This is a genomic window from Curtobacterium sp. GC_Cur_3, from assembly GCF_026544205.1.
GTDB lineage: Bacteria > Actinomycetota > Actinomycetes > Actinomycetales > Microbacteriaceae > Curtobacterium.
The window spans coordinates 1-17,090 of sequence record NZ_JALNUI010000008.1; the positions used below are offsets into that span (position 1 = coordinate 1).

General features: G+C 72.3%; 15 protein-coding genes. 9 read left to right on the plus strand and 6 right to left on the minus strand.

The features are described 5' to 3' along the window. Window positions 1-1,659 (minus strand): class I adenylate-forming enzyme family protein (locus OXR63_RS05600; RefSeq protein WP_267420667.1); only part of this gene is annotated, 1,659 nt, incomplete at its 3' end. Window positions 1,660-1,830: 171 nt separating this feature from the next. Beyond that, complete coding sequence (locus OXR63_RS05605) at window positions 1,831-4,338, minus strand: hypothetical protein (RefSeq protein ID WP_267420668.1); 2,508 nt, start codon at window positions 4,336-4,338, stop codon at window positions 1,831-1,833. Between the two features lie 254 nt (window positions 4,339-4,592). On the opposite strand from OXR63_RS05605, the gene OXR63_RS05610 reads away from it, so the two are divergent. Both OXR63_RS05610 and OXR63_RS05615 read left to right on the plus strand, forming a co-directional pair. Beyond that, window positions 4,593-5,174 carry a LemA family protein gene (locus OXR63_RS05610; RefSeq protein WP_194629562.1) on the plus strand — a complete coding sequence of 194 codons (582 nt, stop codon included), beginning with the start codon at window positions 4,593-4,595 and terminating at the stop codon, window positions 5,172-5,174. A gap of 22 nt (window positions 5,175-5,196) precedes the next feature. Further along, window positions 5,197-6,108: a M48 family metalloprotease gene (locus OXR63_RS05615; RefSeq protein WP_267420672.1), complete on the plus strand. Its 912-nt coding sequence runs from the start codon at window positions 5,197-5,199 to the stop codon at window positions 6,106-6,108. On the opposite strand, the gene OXR63_RS05620 is transcribed toward OXR63_RS05615, so the two are convergent. Beyond that, complete coding sequence (locus OXR63_RS05620) at window positions 6,105-7,388, minus strand: winged helix-turn-helix domain-containing protein (RefSeq protein ID WP_267420674.1); 1,284 nt, start codon at window positions 7,386-7,388, stop codon at window positions 6,105-6,107. The genes OXR63_RS05615 and OXR63_RS05620 overlap by 4 nt on opposite strands. Before the next feature lie 95 nt (window positions 7,389-7,483). On the opposite strand from OXR63_RS05620, the gene OXR63_RS05625 reads away from it, so the two are divergent. Together OXR63_RS05625 and ilvA are read left to right on the plus strand one after the other, a co-directional pair. After that, window positions 7,484-8,791, plus strand: a complete 1,308-nt coding sequence (locus tag OXR63_RS05625) for an AI-2E family transporter (protein WP_267420675.1) — start codon at window positions 7,484-7,486, stop codon at window positions 8,789-8,791. Between the two features lie 45 nt (window positions 8,792-8,836). Further along, the gene (ilvA, locus tag OXR63_RS05630) at window positions 8,837-10,087 is read left to right on the plus strand and encodes a threonine ammonia-lyase (protein WP_267420676.1); all 1,251 of its coding nucleotides are present in this window, start codon (window positions 8,837-8,839) and stop codon (window positions 10,085-10,087) included. Between the two features lie 108 nt (window positions 10,088-10,195). Here the strand turns inward: ilvA and greA are convergent, their stop codons facing one another. Together greA and OXR63_RS05640 are read right to left on the minus strand one after the other, a co-directional pair. Continuing rightward, a complete protein-coding gene (gene greA, locus OXR63_RS05635; protein WP_267420678.1) occupies window positions 10,196-10,684 on the minus strand; it encodes a transcription elongation factor GreA in 489 nt (162 codons plus the stop codon). Window positions 10,685-10,757: 73 nt separating this feature from the next. Beyond that, window positions 10,758-11,237 (minus strand): DUF4307 domain-containing protein, encoded by a 480-nt coding sequence (locus OXR63_RS05640; RefSeq protein ID WP_267420680.1) that lies wholly within the window; start codon window positions 11,235-11,237, stop codon window positions 10,758-10,760. 34 nt (window positions 11,238-11,271) lie between these two features. Between OXR63_RS05640 and mca the strand changes: the two genes are divergently transcribed. Both mca and OXR63_RS05650 read left to right on the plus strand, forming a co-directional pair. After that, entirely contained in the window at window positions 11,272-12,162 is an 891-nt protein-coding gene (gene mca, locus OXR63_RS05645; protein WP_267420682.1) for a mycothiol conjugate amidase Mca, read from the plus strand. Continuing rightward, window positions 12,159-12,458, plus strand: a complete 300-nt coding sequence (locus tag OXR63_RS05650) for a hypothetical protein (RefSeq protein WP_267420684.1) — start codon at window positions 12,159-12,161, stop codon at window positions 12,456-12,458. The genes mca and OXR63_RS05650 overlap by 4 nt, the downstream gene beginning before the upstream one ends. A 188-nt stretch (window positions 12,459-12,646) precedes the next feature. Here OXR63_RS05650 and trhA read toward each other — a convergent pair whose 3' ends face one another. Next, window positions 12,647-13,351: a PAQR family membrane homeostasis protein TrhA gene (trhA, locus tag OXR63_RS05655; protein ID WP_267420685.1), complete on the minus strand. Its 705-nt coding sequence runs from the start codon at window positions 13,349-13,351 to the stop codon at window positions 12,647-12,649. Window positions 13,352-13,427: 76 nt separating this feature from the next. Here trhA and OXR63_RS05660 point away from each other — a divergent pair, with 76 nt between their 5' ends. From OXR63_RS05660 to OXR63_RS05670, 3 genes are all read left to right on the plus strand, one after another. Beyond that, complete coding sequence (locus tag OXR63_RS05660) at window positions 13,428-14,213, plus strand: isoprenyl transferase (RefSeq protein ID WP_267420687.1); 786 nt, start codon at window positions 13,428-13,430, stop codon at window positions 14,211-14,213. 98 nt (window positions 14,214-14,311) lie between these two features. After that, window positions 14,312-15,433 carry an aminotransferase class V-fold PLP-dependent enzyme gene (locus tag OXR63_RS05665; protein WP_267420689.1) on the plus strand — a complete coding sequence of 374 codons (1,122 nt, stop codon included), beginning with the start codon at window positions 14,312-14,314 and terminating at the stop codon, window positions 15,431-15,433. Between the two features lie 247 nt (window positions 15,434-15,680). Then, complete coding sequence (locus tag OXR63_RS05670; protein WP_267420970.1) at window positions 15,681-17,009, plus strand: PhoH family protein; 1,329 nt, start codon at window positions 15,681-15,683, stop codon at window positions 17,007-17,009. Window positions 17,010-17,090 lie beyond the last annotated feature (81 nt).

Sequence of the window (17,090 nt, forward strand, 5' to 3'; positions counted from 1 at the left end):
CGCCTCGATGAAGCGCCCGGCCGCCTGGTCCTCGAGCGCGGACGCCTTCGCCAGGTAGTGCACCTTCTTGCCCGTCGCGTTGTAGGGCAGTTCCGTGACGAACCGGTAGCGCCGCGGCCGCTTGAAGCGGGCGAGGCCCGGGTGCGAGCCGGTCCAGTCCTCCAACGCGGCCGCCGCGGCGACGTCGTCGTCCGGCAGGCCCCGCTCCGCCCGGATGACGTACGCGACGACGACCTCGCCCCAGCGCTCGTCCGGGACCGCGGTGACGATCGAGTCGGCGACGCCCGGGTGCTCCTGCAGCACGGCCTCGACCTGCACCGGGTGCACGTTCTCGCCGCCCGAGATGACCATGTCGTCCTTGCGGCCGACGATCGTCACGCGCTCGTGCTCGTCCCACGTCGCCAGGTCGCCCGGGTAGAACCAGCCGTTCGCGAACTTCTCGGCCTCGAGCCCCGGGTTCCGGTACGAGTAGCCGGACTTCACGGTGCGGACCGCGAACTCGCCGATCTCGCTGCCGTCCTGCGGCACGGTGTCCGTCGGGTCGGCGAGCTTGTCGGCGTAGACCCGCACCACGGCGACGTCGTCGTCCGTCGACGCGCGGCCGGTCGATCCCGCGCCGTCGGGGAAGTCCTCGGGGCGCAGGAACGTGTTCCAGAAGGTCTCGGTGGTGCCGTACCCGTTGAAGATCCGCGGGGAGAGCAGCTCCTGGTAGCGGAGTGCGGCGGCCCGGTCGAGCGGGGCGCCCATCGTCACGATGCCGTGCAGCGAGGACAAGTCCCGCGGGCGGCGCTCCTGGGCGTTCGCGAGCTGCACGAGGTTCGGCGGCGCACCGATGAGGAAGGTCAGCTGCTCGGACTCGACCAGGTCGAGGACCCGGTCGGCGTCGAAGTGCCGGAGCGTGGTGAGCTCGGCCCCGACGTAGAACACCGGGTTCGGCCCGCCCGAGTACAGCCCGCCACGGTGGAAGAGCGGCGACATGTTCAGCGTCTTGTCGAACGGGCTGAGCGGGAAGTGCATGATCACGTCGTGCGCGCTGAGCACCTCGACCAGGCTCGGCAGCGGCACGGGCTTCGGCCGGCCGGTCGTCCCCGACGTGTACAGCCGGGTCGTCTCGTCGTACGTGCTGCGTGGCTCGGTGTCCGCGAGCTCCGACGCGGTGACCGGGTCGGCGGCGAGCAGCTCGGCGAAGCCGTCGTGCTCTCCGCCGACCGTGACGACGTGGTCGGGTCGGTGCGAGGCGGTCTCCAGCGCGGCGACGAGGTCGTCGTTCCGCACGGCGTCGTGGACCAGCACGACGGGCGCGGAGTCGTCGACGATGAAGGCGACCTCGTCCGGGGCCAGCCGGAAGTTGGTGGGGGAGAACACGGCGCCGATGCGGTGGCACGCCAGGTACAGCATCGCGAACTCGGGGGAGTTGAACAGCTCGACCATGACGACGGAGCCGCGGACGGCGCCGTGCCGGACGAGCCAGCCGCCGATCCGGTCCACCGCGTCGCCGAGCTCCGCGTACGTCCACGACCGGTCCGTGTCCGGATCGCGCAGGGCCGGCCGGGTCGCGAAGCGGTGGGTGTTCCGCTGGAACCCGTTGGCGTAGGTGTAACTGCCCTCGAAGACCTCGCGGAAGCGGGTCGAGTCGTAGTCGGATCGGGTCTCGGTCATCGTCGCTCCCTGGGCTCATGCGGCGCGCCGGACGCACCCAGACCAGCGTAATCGGCGGGTGGGACGTCGGCGCGCGCGCCGCCCTGCAGGCCGGGCACCCGCGGACAGTGCCGGTCTCGTGGACCGGTGCCGGGCCTCCTGTCCGTCCCTGACCCGGTCCGGAGGCTCGGCTCAGCCGCCCAGGTCGGGTTCCAGCACGCGGACCCAGAGCCACGTGCCCGCAGCCACGGCCACGCTCGCGCAGGCCACGACGGCCAGGGCGACGGGCGGGACGTGGGTGCCGGCGGAGCCGGAGTAGACCGCTGCGGCGAGGGCGACGCCGAGCCCGGCGACGGCGGCGTACCGAGCTCGGGAGTGTGCCCACAGAGCGCTCCCCGCGGAGCCCGCGACGGGGAGGAGCGTGGCGACGAGGGCCCCGAGACCGCCGACGCACAGCGTGATGGCGAACTCGGACACCAGCGCCGTCCAGAACCCCGTGCCGTGAGTGAGGCTGTGGAGCACCCAGCCGACCGCGGCGAGGACGAGCAGACCGGCGGACCGCCAGGTCGCACTGCGGGCGCACGCGGCGAGGCCGGCGCCGAGGCGCATCGCTCCCGTGTCGGCGTCCGGGTGGCCCACCGGCACCAGGAGCACGCCGATGACGAGGGCGGGGGAGAGGTCGGCTGCGCGGGTGACACCGCAGGCGACGAGTGCCGCCAGGACGAGCCAGGGCGAGACGCGCCAGCCGATCGTGTGTCGGTCGGCGCCGGCCGCCCACCGGGTGGAGAGGACCACGGCGGCCGTGAGCACCGCGGTGCCGAGCAGGACGGCGATGGCGAGGCGGACGTAGCGGGCCTCGAGGGAGACGCCGACCGCGAGCAGGGTCAGGACGCCGGCCAGCACCACGGCAATGCCGATCGAGGCCCAGGCGGGCAAGGCGTCGTCACCGCGGGTGCGCTCGGTGCGGGGTCGGTTGCGGCCGGTGACGGAGGCGAGGCGGAGTGACACGCGGCCTCGGAGCGTCCGGGCGACGAGGCGAGCGGGGCCGGCGACGAGCAGCAGGAAGCCGGCGGCGACGGCAGCGGCGACCGCGAGGGTGCGCCACGAGGCCGACGACTGGATGGTCGGGACCGCGTGGTCGAAGGAGGTGGCGGTCGTCCAGTCGCCGGCGGGGCCGGACCAGTCGGGGCCGCGGCCGGTGCCGAGACCCGTGCCGCCGCCCGTGCCGGTGCCGCCGCTCGTGCCGGTGGTGCCGCCGGTGCTGCTGCCGCCGCTGCCGGTGGTGGCGCCGTTGCCGGTGCCGGTGGTGCCGCCGGCGGTGCTCCCGTTCCCGGTGCCGCCGGAGCCGCCGTGGTGCCCGGGGTCACTGTCGTGCCCGCCGGTGCCCGGGCTGCCCGTCGTGCCGCCGTTCGCAGAACCGTGTCCGGGCTGCCCCGACGTGCCGGACGTCGGTCCGTCGCCCGTGCCGGTCGTCCCCGTCGGCGTGGACCCGGGGACGCTCGCGCCGGCAGCGGCCAGCACCACCCGGACGGACGCCGAGGGTGCCGAGTGGTTGCCGGCGGCGTCGTGCTGCAGCGCCGAGACGAGGTGCCGACCGGCCGTGAACCGGGAGCCCGCCGTCGAGCAGGACCACGAGCGGTCCGCGCCGACGGTCGTCCCGCACACGGCGACGCGGTCGACGTAGACGGTGAGCTGCGCGCCGGCCTCGCCGGTCCCGCGCACCGTGAGCGGCTGCACGACCACCCGGGCGTCGGCGACCGGGGAGGTGATGCGGGGAGGAGCCGGCGGCGTGCGGTCGAACGTCACCGACACCGGCTGTGACGTGGCACTCCGGAGGTCGGACAGGTAGCCGGCCGCGGTGCTCGCGGTCTGGGTCGCCGTCATCGAGACGGTGCCGCTCGGGCGCGGGGCAGCCCCGATCGCCCACGAGACCACCCACCGTCCGTCGGACCCGACCGTCGCCGTGCGCTCCGCCCGCGAGCCGGACACGGTCACCGTGACGGTCATCCCCGCGTCGCCGCTGCCGGAGACCGAGCCCGTGGTCGTCCCGCGGCTGGTGATGACCGGCGGGACGACGACGTCCGCGGCGGGGGCGTCCGCCGTGTGCCGCGTGGGGTCCGTCGTGTCCTGGACGGTGAACACCTGCTGTGCGCCGCTGCGGACGGCACCCGAGCACGACCAGGCGCCGCGGGCGTCGGTCGTGGCGGTGCAGACGGAGGCGCTGGCGACGCGGGGGTCCATCACCCGGACGCCGTGGCCGGGCGTCGCCGTGCCGCGGAACGCACCGGTGGCGCTGGTGACGTCGCCGGGGTCGGCGATCGTCGGGTCGGTCGGCGGGAGCCCGGTCGGCGGGGGTGACGTCGGTGCGCCGGGACGCGCGGGTTCCGGGGACGGCGAGGCGGTGGGGCGCTGTGCGGACAGGGCGTCCGGGTCCGGGGTGGTGCCCGGGTCCGTGCTGTCCGTGTCCGCGGCGTCCGGGCGCGTGTCGGTGCCCGTCGTGCCCGGGCTGGTGGCCGTGCTGGTGGTCCGCGTGTCCGTGTCGGGGGTGCCTGCCACTGCCACGGCCGGCGCGACACCGAGCACCAGGAGCGCGCCGGCGAGCACGGCGGCGGCGATGCCGGTCACCGCCGTCCGGGCACGACGGGACGGGCCGTCGCCCCCGACGGCCCTGGTGTCCACGTGGTCCCCGCGCGTGTTCATGTCCCCCCATCCCACGCGACGCAGGCCGATCGGTCAATCCACCTCGCGGAGGAACCGCGATTCCCGGCCGCGATGCACTCCAGACCACGGGCTCCGCCGAACGTGGGGTGTGCGGCACGCGGGAATCCTCCGTGAACCGCGGAGCGGGCGAGGACCGCGCGCGTGCCGTCGTTAGAATCGACGCTGGTCCGTCCGGTGCGCAGGTGACACCGGCCTGGCCGCGCACAACCCGACGCGACAAGGAGCACTCCCGCATGGACACCGGTCTCATCACGACCCTGATCGTCGTCGGCGTCGTGGTCGTGCTCCTCGTGGTCGTCGGGATCTACCTCTGGGTCACGTACAACTCCCTGGTCACCATGAAGGTCCGCGTGGACGAGGCCTGGAGCGACATCTCCGTGCAGCTCAAGCGCCGCGCCGACCTCATCCCCACGATCGTCAGCACGGTCAAGGGGTACGCGACGCACGAGAAGGCCGTGTTCGACGACGTGACCAAGGCCAGGGCCGAGACGCTCAGCGCGGGTGACGCCGACCAGGCCTCCGCGGCCGAGGGGCACATGCAGAAGGCCCTCAAGAGCGTGTTCGCCGTCGCCGAGGGGTACCCGCAGCTCCAGTCGAGCCAGAACTTCCTCCAGCTGCAGACCGAACTCGTCGACACCGAAGACAAGATCCAGTCGGCCAGGCGCTTCTACAACGGCGGCGTCCGCGAGCTCAACACGAAGATCAAGGTCTTCCCGAACTCGTCCTTCGCCAAGAGCCGCGGCTTCACGGAGGCCTCCTTCTTCGAGACGACCGAACCCGCGGCGATCGCCGAACCGCCGCGCGTCCAGTTCTGACCCGGCGGCACGACCCCCTCGCATGTACAGCGCCATCGCGCGCAACAAGCGCAACACCGTCCTGATCGTCCTGGTGTTCCTCGTCATCATCGGGGCGCTCGGGTTCCTCGGCGGGTACCTCGCCGGCAACGTCTCGATCGGGTTCGTCGTGCTGGTCGTGGCCCTCGGGTACGCGCTCCTGCAGTACTTCACCGCCGCACGCCAGGCCACGGCGATCGCCGGCGGCATCGAGATCGACCGCACCACGGAGCCCCGGCTCTGGCGCACCGTGGAGAACCTCGCCATCGCAACGGGCCTGCCGATGCCGCGCGTGTACGTCATCCGGGACCCGGCCCCGAACGCCTTCGCCACCGGCCGCGACCCCGATCACGCCGTGGTCGCGGCGACGACCGGGCTGCTCGAGCTGATGGACGACCAGGAGCTCCAGGGCGTGATGGCGCACGAGCTCGGCCACGTCCGCAACCTCGACATCCGGGTGTCGACGATGGTGTTCGGGCTCGTGGTCGCCGTCGGGCTGATCGCCGACGTGCTCCTGCGCATCTCGGTCTTCAGCGGCCTGTCCGGCGGGCGGAACCGGAACAACGACAACGGCGGTGGTGGTGGTGGTGCGAACCCGATCCTGCTCGTCGCCGGTCTCGCCGCGGTGGTCGTGGCGCCGATCGCGGCGATGGGCGTGCAGGCCGCGGTGTCCCGGCAGCGCGAGTACCTGGCGGACGCCACCGGCGCGCTGACCACCCGGCACCCGGAAGGACTCGCCAGAGCGCTCGAGAAGCTCGGCGCGTACGGCCGCCCGACGCAGACACAGAACTCCTCCATGGCCCACCTGTGGATCGCCGACCCGATGCGACCCGGCGTGATGGACCGGCTGTTCTCGACGCACCCGCCGCTGCCGGACCGCATCGCCCGGCTGCGCGGGATCCAGGACCACTTCTAGGGAGCGGCACCGGCAGCGGGAGCGTCGCCGTCCGGGGAGACCGCTGCGGCGTCGGCGTCGTCGGCCGCTTCGTGCGGGACGAGGGGGACACCGAGCGCCCCCGCGACCCGCGCCGCCGCCGTGCCGCGGTCGGTGACCTCGACGCCGTCGAGCCCCTGCCACGCCGCCGCGGCGTGCAGGGTCACGGCGAGGCGCTCGGCGTCGATGCGTGCCGTGTCCTGGTCCCAGGCGGTCCGCACCCGCAGCACCCCGCGCTGCCGGTCGCTCTTGAGGTCGACCCGGCCCACGAGGGCGTCGTCCTGCAGCACCGGCAGGACGTAGTACCCGAACACCCGCTTCGGCGCGGGCGTGTAGATCTCGATCCGGTAGTGGAAGTCGTACATCCGCTCGGCCCGGCGCCGGAACCACACGACGGGGTCGAACGGGCTCAGCACGGCGTCGGCCGTCATCGTGCGGGGCACCCGGGCCTCGGCGTGCAGCCAGGCGCGGTCCCGCCAGCCCTCGACCCGCACGGGCAGGAGCACGCCGGCGTCCTGCAGGTCGGCGATCGCGGCCGCGGTGTCGTCCGACCGCAGGCGGTAGTAGTCGGCGATGTCCGCCCGGGTACCGACCCCGATCGCCCGGCTGGCCCGTGCGACGAGCTCGCGGATCGCGTCGGGGCGCGCGGGGGCGTCGTCGAGGAACCCGGTCGGGAGCACCTGGTCCGGCAGGGCGTACACGCGCTCGAACCCGGCGCGACCGGCGCTGACGACGTCGCCCCAGCGGAACATCTGCTCGAGCCCGGTCTTGACGTCGCTCCAGCCCCACCACGGGCCCCGGCGGACGTTCGCCTCGTGCTCCACGGCGCTGGCGGGCATCGGGCCCTCGGCGGCGAGCAGGGCCTGGAGTTCCTGCCGGACCGAGGCCGTGGCCTCGACCCAGGCCGCGCGGGTGGGACCGGCGTCGCGCTCGCGCATCGCGTCCATCTTCCAGCGGAACAGCCGCAGGTCGTCGCGCGGGACGAAGGCGGCCTCGTGCGCCCAGTACTCGACGTACGGCCCCCGCTTCGTGAACGTCAGGCGGTCGAGTGCCGTGCGGTCGTAGGCCCCGAGCCGTGCGAACAGCGGCAGGTAGTGGCTGCGGTCGAAGACGTTGACGGAGTCGATCTGCAGCAGGCCGAGACGCCCGATCGTCGCGGTCAGGGACCGGGTCGTCGCGGGGTCGGTCCTGGTGCGTCCGAAGCCCTGCGCCGCCAGGCCGACGCGGCGGGCCTCGGCGGCGGAGAGCGTGGAGCGGACCATGCGACCGACCCTACTGAGGACCGCCGACGAGACCTGCCGGTACCCACATGTCGTATCTGGAACCCGCTAGTCAGCCCGCGGATAGGATCGGCGGCATGGCTTGGGGCAAGAAGAACCGTGACGCACCCGTACCCGTACCCGCACCCGTGGTCGTGACGCCGAGGACGCACCCCGACCCCGTGGTCGAGGACGCGGTGCCGACGGGCGTCCGCATCGCGGGTGCCTGGTCGTGGCGCGTCCTCGTCGTCGTCGGGGTGATCGCGCTCTTCATCTGGCTGATGACGATCTTCAGCGAGATCCTCATCCCGTTCCTCGTCGGCATCGTGATCTCGGCGCTCCTCGTCCCGATCTCGAACTGGCTGCAGCGGCACCACGTGCCGAAGTGGCTCGCCATCGTGATGAGCCTGCTCGGTGGCATCGCCGCAGTCGGGGCGCTCATCTGGCTCGTCGTCGACCAGATCGTCGCGTCGTACCCGTCCCTCCGCGACCGCACGGTGGACCAGTACGCGAACATCAAGGACCTCGTCCTGAACTCCGGCCTGGGCATCACGCAGGGCGACGTCAACGGCTGGCTCAACGACGGCACGAAGTGGCTGCAGGACAACTCCGCGTCGATCCTGTCCGGGGTCGCGAGCGCCGGGTCGAGCGCCACGCACGCGTTCGAGGCGCTGTTCATCATCCTGTTCACGACGATCTTCCTGCTCATCGACGGCAAGAACGTCTGGCGCTGGACCGTCCGGCTCTTCCCGCGCAAGGCCCGTGCCGCGGTCGACGGCGCCGGGGTCGCCGGGTGGATCACCCTCACCAGCTTCATCCGCGTGCAGATCTTCGTCGCCTTCGTCGACGCGGTCGGCATCGGCGGTGGTGCGTTCATCGTCGGGCTGTTCTTCGGCGGCCTGCCGCTCGTGATCCCGATCGCCGCGTTCGTGTTCCTCGGGGCGTTCATCCCCGTCGTCGGCGCGATCGTCACCGGGTTCCTGGCGATCTTCGTCGCCCTGATCTTCAACGGGCCGGTCGCCGCGGTGCTCGTCCTCGCCGTCGTGCTCCTCGTGCAGCAGATCGAGGGCCACATCCTGCAGCCGCTCGTGATGGGCAACGCCGTCAAGGTGCACCCGCTCGCGGTCGTGCTCGGCGTCACCGCGGCCTCGGGCCTCGCGGGCATCGCCGGCGCGTTCTTCGCCGTCCCGCTCATCGCCACCCTGAACGCCATGGTCACGACGATCGCGAGCGGTCGCTGGCGTCGGCTCGACTCCGACCACGTGCTCGAGGCCACCCCGAAGCGCGGCCAGCACGGGCAGCTCCAGCTGATGCGCCGTCGCCGGCACAAGGTCGGGGACGACGTCCCGGCGCCCGGCAGCGACAAGGCCCCGGCGGCGGCCGAGGGAACCGCCAGCACGAACTAGCGTCACGGGTTCGGCATCGGGCTCCCGACCGACGATGATGGGACCGTGACCGACACCACTGCCCCGACGATCCCCACCCTGGACGACATCGAGAAGGCGCGCGAGACGATCGCGGGGGTCGCCCGGGTCACGCCGATGGAGACCTCGCAGTTCCTCGCCGAGGTCCTCGGGTCCCCGGTGCACCTGAAGTGCGAGAACCTGCAGCGCACCGGGGCGTACAAGCTCCGCGGTGCCTACAACCGGCTCTCCGCACTGACCGAGGAGCAGCGGGCAGCGGGCGTCGTCGCCGCGAGCGCCGGCAACCACGCCCAGGGCGTCGCGCTGGCCGCCCGGGAGCTCGGCATCCCTGCGACGATCTTCACCCCGGTCGGCGTCGCCCTGCCGAAGCTGCAGGCCACGCGCCACTACGGCGCCGAGGTCGTGCTCCGCGGTCACTCCGTCGAGGAGGCCCTGTCCGCCGCGAAGGACTTCGCGGCCCACACCGGCGCCGTCTTCATCCCGCCGTTCGACCACCCCGCGGTGATCGCCGGCCAGGGCACCGTGGGTCTCGAGATCGTCGACCAGGTCCCCGACGTCGACACCGTCGTCGTGCCGATCGGTGGCGGCGGGGTCATCTCCGGCATCGCGATCGCGGTCAAGGGCCTCGCGGAGCGCCTCGGCCGGACGATCCGGGTCATCGGGGTGCAGGCCGAGAACGCCGCCGCCTACCCGGACTCCCTCGACGCCGGCGAGCCCGTCACGATCACCACGACCCCGACGATCGCCGACGGCATCGCGGTCGCCCGCCCCGGCGACATGAACTTCCCGATCATCCGTGACCTGGTCGACGAGATCGTCACCGTGTCCGACGACGACGTCGCCCGCGCGCTCCTGGTGCTCCTCGAGCGCGCCAAGCTCGTGGTCGAGGCCGCCGGCGCGGTCGGCGTCGCGGCGATCATGGCCGGTTCCGTGCGCGACACCGGGCGGACGGTGGTGCTGCTCAGCGGCGGCAACATCGACCCGCTCATGATGGAGCGCATCATCACGCGCGGCCTCGTCGCCGCGTCGCGCTACATCGGCATCCGCATCATGCTGCCCGACCGTCCGGGGCAGCTCGCCCGCGTGGCCCAGGTCATCTCCGACGCCGGCGCGAACGTGGTCGAGGTCCTCCACACCCGCCACGGCCAGGGGCTCGTCATCAGCGAGGTCGCCCTCGACCTGTCGATCGAGGCCCGCGGCCCCGAGCACGCCGAAGAGGTCATCCAGCGGCTCCACGAGGCGGGCTTCCGCCCGGAACAGCTGCTGCAGACCCCCTGAGCGTCGCCGTGTCCCCGGGCCGACCCCGGACATGACGGGAGGCCCGTGGCGATCCCGCCGCGGGCCTCCCGTCTGGAACGTGTCCGGGCCGACGGCCCGAGGCGAGCCCTACGGCTCGTAGCGCTCGACCTTCGTCACCTCGACGGCGATCTCCTTGCCGTTCGGCGCCGTGTAGGTGGCGGAGTCGCCGGCGCGCAGGCCGACGATGGCCGCACCGACCGGGCTGACGGGGCTGTAGACGGTGAGGTCCGAGCCCTCGGCGACGATCTCGCGGCTGCCGACCAGGAAGGTCGACGGGTCGCCGGCGATCGTGGCGGTGACGACGGTGCCCGGTTCGACGGTGCCGTCGAAGACGGCCTCCGTCACGGTGGCGGTCTTCAGCAGGTTCGTCAGGGTGCGGATGCGGGCCTCGATCTTGCCCTGCTCGTCCTTCGCGGCGTGGTAGCCGCCGTTCTCCTTGAGGTCGCCCTCTTCACGAGCGGCCTCGATGCGGCGCGCGATCTCGGCACGGCCCTCGCCGCTCAGCTCCTCGAGCTCGCCCTTGAGGCGGTCGTGTGCCTCTTGCGTGAGCCAGGTGGCCTGCGTGTCGTTGCTCATGTCGTCAGTCCCTTCGACCATGAAGAACGAGACCGACCGGAGCGGTCGGTCTCGTCAGGCGAATCAGGGCAGTCTAGGGAACCCAGCAGGTGTGGATCAAGCCGGTCACGCCGCGTGTCGTCGTGTTGACGTCGGTCGTGATCGTCCGCGAACGCGTCGTCGTCGGGGGGAGCGTCACGGTCTTCCAGCCGACGATCGTGTACGACTTGTCGAGCACCTGGACCGTGCACTCCGCGGCGGTCCCGGGGTCGACCGACACCTGCGAGTGCACGACGGCCTTGTGCGTGGAGAGGATCTGGTAGCCGACGTCGTCGGAGTCGAGCCCGTGCGAGGTCTGCCCGGGACCCGCCCAGATCACCCACGCGCCGAACACGACGACGATGGCGGCCGCAGCGGCGATCGCGATCGTCCTGGTGCGGCGCGACCGGCCGGCGGTGCGGCCGTAGCGGTCGTCGAGGGTGGCCGTGGTGCTCGGGTTCAGCTGTTCGGACAGTTCGGGGCTCCCGGGGTGATTATCCTGATCCCAGGGTAGTTCACGCTTGCCGTGCGCCACCTCCGACCCCGACCCGACCCGTGAGGACCCACCCGTGCCACATCGTCTGATGGCCGTCCACGCCCATCCCGATGACGAGTCGAGCAAGGGGGCTGCGACCTCCGCGAAGTACGTGGCGGAGGGCAACGAGGTCCTCGTCGTCTCCTGCACCGGCGGAGAGGCTGGCGACATCCTCAACGAGGACCTGCCCGCACCCGCGATGAGCCGCGCGCACCGCGACATGGCGGGCTTCCGCCGCGGGGAGATGGCCGCGGCGCAGGCAGCGCTCGGCATCGAGCACGTCTGGCTCGGCTACCACGACTCCGGTCTTCCCGACGCCGAGAAGGGCGAGACCGTGCGCCCCGGCACCTTCGCCACCGTGCCGCTGGAGTACTCGACCGAGGCGCTCGTCCGGGTCATCCGTCGCTTCCGTCCGCACGTGCTCGTCACGTACGACGAGAACGGCGGCTACCCGCACCCGGACCACATCCGCACGCACGAGGTCTCGATGGCCGCCTGGCGCGACGCCGCCGACCCGGCGAAGTACCCCGACGCGGGCGAGCCGTGGTCGGTCGCGAAGCTCTACTACGAGCGCACCATGAACCCGCGCCGCTTCACCGCGTTCTACGAAGCCATGAAGGAACGCGAGCCCGACAGCCCTCTCGTCGAGCAGCTCGGCGAGTGGGTGGAGCGGTTCGCGGACCGGCCCGACCTGGCGACGAGCCACGTCGACGTGCACGAGTACTTCGACGCCCGCGACGCCGCCCTGCGGGCCCACGCCAGCCAGGTGCCGCCGAACAGTCCCTTCTTCTACTGGCCGAACGACCTCCTCGCGACGGTGTGGCCGACCGAGGACTACCAGCTCATCGAGGCACGAGTGCCCACCGAGCTGCCCGAGTCCGACCTCTTCGCGGGGATACCAGCCGAACAGGACGTCACCGCGTGACCACCATCGCAGCAGTGCTCGCTGCCACCCCGAGCCCCAGCCCGACCTCGGCCGTGCCCGACGTCGACGTGACCCCGGGCGTCGCCGGCTTCATCGCGATCGCGGTCGTCGCCGTCGTGACGATCCTGCTGCTCATCGACATGACGCGTCGCATCCGCCGGACCCGCTACCGCGCCGAGATCCGTGAGCGCTTCGAGGCCGAGGCCCGGAACGGCGGCCCGCTCACGGACGAGCCGGCGCGGCGCGCCGACGAGGACGGCCGCACCGACGTCGGGGACGACACCGAGCGCGGCTAGACGCCACCACGTGTCGGACAGGAGGCTCGGGGCAGCACCGCCACGAGCCTCCCGTCCGTGCCGTGGTCGCGTGGTGAGGGCTTCCGCGCGCAGCGAGTCGAATCGCGCGTAGCGGGCCCGACCTTCCGACTTGCAACGCGCGTTCCGACTTCCCATCGCGAACGATGTGGGAAAGACCGACGCTGCCGTCAGCGCACCGGGTGCAGCGCCACCAGCAGGATGCCCGCCCACTGCGCGGCGAAGGCCGCGACGGTGAGGGCGTGGAAGACCTCGTGGAAGCCGAAGAGCGTCGGCGAGGGGTTCGGCCGCTTGAACCCGTAGACCACGGCGCCGACGACGTAGGCGAGCCCACCGGCCAGCACGAGCACGGTCATCGGGACGCTCGCGGCGAAGAGCTGCGGCAGGATCCCGAGTGCCGCGCAGCCGAGCGCCAGGTAGAGCGGCACGTACAGCCAGCGCGGTGCTCCGATCCAGAAGACGCGGAACGCGATGCCGAGCAGGGCTCCGCCCCACATCACCCAGAGCACCACGACCATCAGCGTGTGCGGCAGGGCGCAGACGGCGACGGGCGTGTACGTCCCCGCGATGAGCAGGAAGATGTTCGTGTGGTCGATCCGCTTGAGGACCCGCTTGACGACCGGGCCCCAGGGGAAGCGGTGGTAGGTCGCGGAGACGCCGAACATGACGAGCGACGTCCCCATGAACACGGCGCTGCTGGCCTTCGCCGCCGGGGTCGCGGCGAGGGTCACGAGGACGATCCCCATCGCCAGGGCGAACGGGAACGTGCCGAGGTGGATCCAGCCGCGCCAGGCCGGTCGTTCGTCGGCCGCGCTGGCGGCCTCTTCCGTGAAGGGGACGTGGGGGAGGGTGCCGGTGTCCCTGTCCTGGTGCATGCTCCGACGATATCGCCGGGTCACCACACCACCGGCTGGGAGTCGGCGCCGAGCACGGGTGCACTACGCTCGTCGCGTGACGGGCAGGCTGGGATGGGCGGGACGCGGGATCCTCTACCGCGCCTACCAGAAGCGCATCCGGAAGCAGATCGACGGAGCGCCGACGCCGAAGCACGTCGCCATGATCGTCGACGGGAACCGCCGCTGGGCGAAGCAGCTCGGCCTCGAGACCGCCGCGCACGGCCACCGCGCCGGTGCCGCGAAGATCCCCGAGTTCCTGTCGTGGTGTGACGACCTCGGCGTGCAGGTCGTCACGCTCTACCTGCTGTCCGCGGACAACCTCAAGGGCCGCGGGGGCGACGAGCTCGAGCAGCTGATCAGCATCATCGCCGACCTGGCCGACCGGCTCGCCGACCACAAGCAGTGGCGCGTGCAGCACGTCGGGTCGAACGACGGGCTGCCGGACGGGCTCGTCACGACGCTCGCGGACGCCGCGGCGCGCAGTGCCGGGCACACCGGGCTGCACATCAACCTCGCCGTCGGGTACGGCGGTCGGCGGGAGATCGCCGACGCCATGCGCAGCATCGTGCGGGCGCACGGTGAGGGCGGCGGCACGCTCGACACCCTGGCCGAGGTCCTGACGCCCGAGCTCATCGGCGACCACCTGTACACGCAGGGGCAGCCGGACCCGGACCTGATGATCCGGACCTCGGGCGAGCAACGGCTGTCGGACTTCATGCTGTGGCAGAGCGCCCACAGCGAGTTCTACTTCGTCGAGGCCTTCTACCCGGACCTGCGCGAGGTCGACTTCCTGCGCGCGGTCCGCGACTTCGGGCTCCGGTCACGGCGGTTCGGCGGCTGAACCACTGCGTCGATCGGCTGAGGCCGAGGCGTGCATTCGCGACCGCCCGGTCGTCCCAGTAGTCTCTCAGGGTTCTGTTCCTGTGAAAGGTGCACCCCGTGACCACGATCGACGAGTACGCCGCCGGCTTCGCCGAGGAGCCCGGCTACCTCGACCACGCCGCCTTCGGCCCGGTGCAGACCGCCGTGCTCGAGGAGCAGCGGGTCCTCGGCACCATCCAGGCGCACATGCGGTTCGGTGCGATGGAGACCCTCGACGAGCAGGACGCCCGCGTCCGCGCGGTCGCCGCCCGCCTGGTCGGCCGCCGCGAGGACCAGGTCGTGTCCCAGTCGGCCACGACCCCGGGCCTGCTGCACACCGCCTTCGGCATCACCGGCGGAGTCCTCGTCGCTGCGGACGAGTACCCGTCGATGCCCCTCGCCCTCGCCAGCGCCGCGTCGGCCACCGGCGGACGCGTCCGCCCCGTCGTCATCGAGTCCGGCGCCGGCTGGGTCACGCCGTCGCTCGTGGCGTCCCGGCTCGCCGACGCGCAGGACGAGGTCACCGCCGTGGCCGTGTCCCTGGTGGACTGGCGCACCGGCTACCGCACCGACCTCGCCGGCCTGCGCGAGGTCATCGGCGACCGGCTGCTCATCGTCGACGCGATCCAGGGCTTCGGCGCCGTGGACGTCCCCTACGAGCTCGCGGACGTCGTCGCCACCGGCGGCCAGAAGTGGCTGCATGCCGGGTGGGGCACCGGCTTCACGGCGTTCAGCGACCGGGCGCTCGAGCGACTCCGTCCCGCGCTCTCCGGCCCACACGGCACGACGGGGTGGCCCCTCGAGGTGCCGTCCGTGCGTCCCGGTGCCGCCGGGTTCACGATGAGCCGGATCGACCCGGTGGCGCAGGCCCGCATGGCCGTGTCGCTCGAGCGGCTCACCGCCGTCGGCGTCGACGCCGTGCAGGAGCGCATCGCCGACCGGGTGGAGCGCGTCTTCGACATCGCCGACGAGTTCGGGCTCGAGGTCGAGTCCAGCCGCGACCCCGCCGAGCGCGCGGGCATCGTGGTGCTGCGCCCCGCCGAGGGCCGCCTCACCGCACTGTCGGCCGCGCTGCACAACCACGGCGTCACGGTGAGCGCCCGACTCGGGACCGTGCGGGTCTCGGTGTTCGCGTCCACCACCGACGAGACGCTCGACATGTTCCGGGACGCCTGCATCTCCTACGCCACGTCCTTCTGACGTCCGGAGCGCGCACCCAGGGGCTGTTCACGCGACCGTAACCGAGGAATCCGCGTGTCGGGTGTCGCGCTGTCGGTCGCCCCACGTAGCGTCAGCGCCATCGGGCACCGCGCCCGATCGAAGCGGCCACAGTCGGTGCTTCGAGACCCGTTCCGTGGCCGCGTGAGGACAAGGACCGGGTCGCTCGCGGCCCGGGGATGGAGTGGTCGTGACCTCTCAGAACGTCTCCCGCGGAACCTCGTCAGCAGTGTCGACCTCGGCTTCGGCCGATCGGTCGACCGGCACCGCCCAGCGCACCTACGTGCTGGACACCTCGGTGCTGCTGAGTGATCCGCGAGCCCTGTTCCGCTTCGACGAGCACGCCGTGGTGTTGCCCGTCGTGGTCGTCAGCGAGCTCGAGTCGAAGCGCAACGACCCGGAGATCGGCTACTTCGCCCGCCAGGCGCTCCGGATCCTCGACGAGCTCCGGGTCGAGCACGAGCGGCTCGACTTCCCCGTCGCGGTCGGTGACGGCGGCTCGCTCCGCGTCGAGCTGAACCACTCGAACCAGTCGGTGCTGCCGTCCGGGCTGCAGCTCGGCGACAACGACTCCCGGATCCTCGCCGTCGCGATGAACCTGGCGAACGACGGCCTCGACGTGGTCGTCGTGTCGAAGGACCTCCCGCTCCGGGTCAAGGCCGCCTCGGTCGGGCTGGCCGCCCAGGAGTACCGCGCCGAGCTCGCCGTCGACTCCGGGTACACCGGCATCACCGACCTGCAGGTCTCGGGGAACGAGATGACCGACCTCTACGAGAACGAGGAGATCAGCTCCGCCGCCCTCGAGGGCGTCCCGGTCAACACCGGCGTCGTCATCCACTCCGAGCGCGGATCAGCTCTCGGCCGCGTGCACACGCCCGGCGCCGTCGCCCTGGTCCGGGGGGACCGCGAGGTCTTCGGCCTGCGCGGCCGTTCCGCCGAGCAGCGCCTGGCCATCGACGCCCTGCTCGACCCGGAGATCGGCATCGTCTCCCTCGGCGGGAGCGCGGGCACGGGCAAGTCGGCCCTGGCCCTCTGCGCCGGGCTCGAGGCCGTGCTCGAACGGCAGCAGCACAAGAAGATCATGGTGTTCCGCCCGCTCTACGCCGTCGGTGGCCAGGAACTCGGCTTCCTGCCCGGCGACGCCAACGAGAAGATGAACCCGTGGGCGCAGGCGGTCTACGACACCCTCGGCGCGCTGGTCTCCGACAACGTGCTGGACGAGGTCGTCGAGCGCGGCATGCTCGAGGTGCTCCCGCTCACCCACATCCGCGGTCGGTCCCTGCACGACGCGTTCGTGATCGTCGACGAGGCCCAGTCCCTCGAACGCAACGTGCTCCTGACGATGCTCTCCCGCATCGGGCAGAACTCGCGCGTCGTCCTGACCCACGACGTCGCCCAGCGCGACAACCTGCGGGTCGGGCGGCACGACGGGGTCGCGTCGGTGATCGAGCGGCTCAAGGGGCACCCGCTGTTCGCGCACGTCACGTTGACCCGGTCGGAGCGCTCGGCGATCGCCGCGCTGGTGACGGAGATGCTGGACTCGCCGGACCTGGTGTAGCGGCGGTCACATCGACGGACGGGAGGCCCGGTGCCAGCTGGCACCGGGCCTCCCGTCCGTCGTCGTGGTGCGCGGGTGCGC